The sequence below is a fragment of the Kitasatospora nipponensis genome (genome assembly GCF_039528135.1).
In the GTDB taxonomy this organism is placed as follows: Bacteria; Actinomycetota; Actinomycetes; order Streptomycetales; family Streptomycetaceae; genus Kitasatospora; species Kitasatospora nipponensis.
In genome coordinates this window covers 1-655 of record NZ_BAAALF010000794.1, presented here as the reverse complement: position 1 = coordinate 655, position 655 = coordinate 1, and the positions used below count along the sequence as shown (strand labels likewise).

General features: G+C 80.5%; 1 pseudogene. It reads left to right on the top strand.

From position 1 onward, the window contains the following. Positions 1–655: pseudogene (locus ABD323_RS43385) on the top strand (hypothetical protein); the annotation flags it as partial.

Below are 655 nucleotides of genomic sequence, written 5' to 3'. Positions count from 1 at the left end.
CACACCGCCGACGCCCCGGACAGCGCCGACCGCGCCGACCGCGCCGAGGGCCCCGGCGGTGCGGTCGCCGCCGAGCTGCACCGCACGGTGGCCGCGCTGCAGACCCGCCGCCCGGTCCTGCTGCTGATCGACGACCTGCAGTGGTGCGACGCCTTCTCGCTGCGCGCGATCAGCCACCTGCTGCACCGCCGCGGCGGCCTGCGCCTGCTGGTGCTGGCCTCGGCCCGCGGTGACGTGCCGACCGCCCACCCCGGGCCCTACCAGGACGCGATGGCCGGCATGCGGCCGCTGCCCCTGCGCGGCCTGCGGCTGGCCGAGGCCGGCCGGCTGGTGCGCGCGGCGCTGCCCGGCGCGCCGTCGCCGGACTTCGTGGCGGCCTGCCTGCAGCGCACCGGCGGCAACCCGCGCCTGCTGCTGGCCCTGCTGATGGAGCTGGCCGAACGGCGGGTGGCCCCCGAGCAGGCGAGCATCCCGCTGCTCACCCGGTACGCGCCGGAGACCGCCGCCCATCACGTGCTCGCGATGACCGGCGGTCCGGACACCGCCGGGTGGCGACTGGCCGCCGCGCTCGCGGTGCTCGGCGGACGGGCGCCGCTGGCCCGCGCGGCCGCGGTCGCCGCGCGGACCGCGGCCACCGCCGCCGAGGCGGCCGAGG